The 3,131-nt window shown below is 37.3% G+C and carries 3 protein-coding genes; all 3 read left to right on the top strand.

Features of this window, described 5'->3' with window-relative positions; translation table 11 throughout:
• On the top strand, positions 1-357 hold a 357-nt coding region (locus F6K20_RS31270), incomplete at its 5' end, for a hypothetical protein (protein ID WP_287297324.1).
• Positions 358-380: 23 nt separating this feature from the next.
• On the top strand, positions 381-1,238 hold the full coding sequence (locus tag F6K20_RS31265; protein WP_287253150.1) for a GUN4 domain-containing protein: 858 nt from the start codon (positions 381-383) through the stop codon (positions 1,236-1,238).
• 78 nt (positions 1,239-1,316) lie between these two features.
• Positions 1,317-3,131 carry a HEAT repeat domain-containing protein gene (locus tag F6K20_RS31260; RefSeq protein WP_287297322.1) on the top strand — a complete coding sequence of 605 codons (1,815 nt, stop codon included), beginning with the start codon at positions 1,317-1,319 and terminating at the stop codon, positions 3,129-3,131.

Below are 3,131 nucleotides of genomic sequence, written 5' to 3'. Positions count from 1 at the left end.
GATGGCTATTTTGATCGGCTGATCAAATATATTCCCTCGGAAATTCTTGGGGCTTGGATAGCTATCAAAGGAGTGCTAACAAGTGCTAATGATGTTCCGATTAATCTAATATGGGTAGTATTTATATTCTTGGTATTTGTAACTCCTTTTTGGATATTAAAGTTAACATCAGAGTCCAATAAGCCACCAGCTGTTACCCAAATAGTAGTTTCCACTGGAGCATTTGTCGTTTGGGTATTTGCTCTGGGAGAGCCATTTTCATCCTTGGGATTTTACCGTCCAGTCTATGGTTCGCTATTGCTGATTCTCTATAATATCATTATCCCTTTGTTTAATCCTTCTGAATTAAATTCTTGAATGATTTATAAATTTATGCATGAATGTCTGAGTTATCTGGTCCTGAACGCCGGGAAATACGAGAAGCTTTAATGAGCGCTGTTATAAACCAAGATGAGTGGGAAATAATTTTGTATGATTATGATTTCAATCATAGCTATTTAGATATAATTAAAAATAAAAAATTATACACAAACATTCTTCAAGATTTAATTACTAAAGCAGAGAGTAGAGGGGAATTAAAGAAACTAATTGATAATGTATACAATTATAATTCTGGAAATGAAAACTTACAAATTATTTATCGACAATATGTTCAGAGTCCTACAGATGAGCCAGAAAATGGTAGTACTCCCCCTAATCATGAACAAAAACCTATAGAACCACAAGACCCACCTGACCAATTAACTCAACAACTAAACCCAGAAAAATATAAATTATTAAACTATCTTCTTGAAAATCAAAGATGGGTAGAAGCTAATGAAGAAACATTTGCTATTATGAATCAAGTTCCTGGTACTTCAAAATACTCTTGGAAGGCAAGCGATATTCAAAACTGTCCCTGTGATGTCTTATGTCACATCGATAAACTCTGGCAACAATACAGCAATAACTGTTTTGGTTTTACTGTCCAGAAAAAGATTTGGGAAGAAAAATGCACTAATTTAAATGATCCTGAAAAAGAGTTTGGTCGCCATGTAGGCTGGTATGACAACTGGAGGAAGCAATGGCTATCCCGTTCAAAGCAAATGTTTACAGACAATCTTGAAAAAAACCTTGATGATCAAGAAAAATATCAAGGAATTATTCCAACATTGACTTTAAAGAATACCAGTCTGGAAGTTAATGCTCGTCTTATCCCTCACCTTGTCGAAAAACTTGAATCCTGTAACTGTGATTGATGTGATTGCATCAATATAATTCACAATACTTGACGATTGCCATAGTTAATACTGTTGATAACTTTGAGGAGTTAGCGAATGAATAAAATTTTTTTAGGACGAGATGAACAACAGGAACGTTTCCGAAATGTCTTAAACTCTTTGGTTGCTCCAGCCTCCACGTCGGAAGAAGATCCAAAAATTTTTCTACTTCATGGTTTTGGTGGTATCGGTAAAACGACCCTGTTGCAACGATTGTATCACATCAGTCGAGAGGGAGACTTTCAAAATTGCTTTAATACTTTATTCATGGATTGGGAGAAAGAACGAGAACACTATATTGCTCTTCAAGTAGACCATGATGCTATTAAGCCAGCTACTATGCTGGAGGCTATTTATCAGAAATTCCTTCAGCAGGAAGAATGGAAAGACTACTTTCAAGAGTACAGTGAAACTCACAGTCTCTTGAAAACAGCTATAGAAAAAATTAAACAAGTGGAGGAAGAACAGGAAAGAACGAACCAAGCAGTGCGACTTGATTTGACAAAAGACGAATTGGATGTTTACAGAAATTCAGACGAAAGGTTAGCCGAGGCTTTGGGGGCAGGGATTGCGGAAATAGCTGATAAAAAGCCATTGCTAATTTTTTTTGACACTTACGAACTGGTTGATCGAATCGAGTGTGATTCTGTTTTGCGCAAGGTGATGAAACATGGTGGCGGTCAGGTTGTGTGGGTAATTGCTGGACGGTCAAATTTAGCAGATAATATCTGGAGAAACGAAGCAGCCAAAGAAGCCCTAACTACAGCCTTGGCAGATAACGATCCCGATATTGTGGCAGTAGCTATCAGGGCTTTAGGGCGTTTAAATGCCCTGGAAGTACCGCAACTTATTCGTTTCCTCAATTTGGATCAATCAAAAGATCGATACGTGCGTGAAGCGGCTGCTCGTGAGCTAGGTTATATGCCTAACGAGCAGGTAGATATAGCCAAGGTCTTAGAGGCAGTTGAACCTTTAATTGACGCAATGCGTAATGACTACATGAAGCAAGTTCGTGAGGCCGCTAGTAATGCAGGACGCAAGATCTATCGCGCAACAGAGTATTCATATTTTAAACGAGTAAATTTAGATAAAACTATTCGTAAAAAACTTCACTGGTCTCTGATATTAGCAGGAAAAATAAGCTCTGAACAAGAAGAAGAATTAAAAGAAACGGATCCCATAATACTAATTAGAGATTTCAACAGTTCCGATGATATTAATGAACGAGAGCGTATTATTCATAAACTAGGGAAGTTACAAGCTTCAGAAGCTGTGATAACACTGGTTAACTTGCTCCAAGACACCAATCAAGAACCTGATATCCGAGCAACAGCAGCAGCAGCCCTTGGGGAGATCGGAACAGCCACTGCCAATCATAATCAGGCAATTCAGGCTCTACTTAACACTTTGGGGGATAATGATAGTTTTGTGCGTCTGCAAGCAGCACAAGCTTTGGGGAAATTAATCCCTCCCGTAGGGATAGATGTCTTATACCAAGCTATTAGACAAGATAAATTTAGTAATGTCCGTAATGCTGCCAAGGAGGCATTAAAAAAATATATTATAGATTCTAATCGTTCAACTAGTGAAGATAGACTAAATGCATTTAATTACTTAAAGCTAGTTTATCCAAAAGAGGCGGAAAAACTGTTAGCAGAAAAAATTACTCATTCCAAGTTTTTAACAGACCATAATCCGTTGCAATCGGTCAATTTTGAGAATATGTCTGTAAGTGAGCTTATTGATAAACTCAATAATAACAAGACTAACAAAGACCCAGATGAATGTGTAGCGATCGCTAAGGCTCTAGGTAAACATGGAGATAGCGATGCCTTAGAGCCACTTATTCTAAATCTTTTAGTTTTTGAATAA

This window comes from Moorena sp. SIO2C4 (assembly GCF_010672485.1).
GTDB lineage: Bacteria > Cyanobacteriota > Cyanobacteriia > Cyanobacteriales > Coleofasciculaceae > Moorena > Moorena producens.
Note: the sequence above shows the minus strand (reverse complement) of the source record. Positions and strands in the feature narration are given on the sequence as shown.